Origin of the sequence: Paraburkholderia sp. SIMBA_027 (assembly GCF_046535315.1) — a bacterium.
Taxonomy (GTDB): Bacteria; Pseudomonadota; Gammaproteobacteria; order Burkholderiales; family Burkholderiaceae; genus Paraburkholderia; species Paraburkholderia tropica.
Window position 1 is genome coordinate 1 of sequence record NZ_JAWRWY010000794.1, and the last position, 264, is coordinate 264.

General features: G+C 72.3%; 1 pseudogene. It reads right to left on the reverse strand.

Annotated elements, in window-relative coordinates:
- Positions 1-264: pseudogene (locus SB764_RS41240) on the reverse strand (poly(3-hydroxybutyrate) depolymerase); the annotation flags it as partial.

Genomic DNA, 264 nt, shown 5'->3' on the forward strand with positions numbered 1-264 from the left:
CCGATCAGCCGGCTCGAGAACGCGACGTCGAACTGCGCGGCCATGAAGCCGCCGGACGACAGCCCCGACACTGACGTGCGCTGCAGGTCGGCCGCATAGGCGGGCAACGGATCGGCGGAAGCGGCGACGGCTTGCGGCGCGACCGAAGCCACGGCGGCCGCGGCGGCGAACGCGACGCAGACGGTGCGCAGCGCACTGCGCATGGCGAGCGAAACGGCGAAGCGTGGCGGCGTCGTGCGGCCGGTCGAGCGAGTGATGTTCATG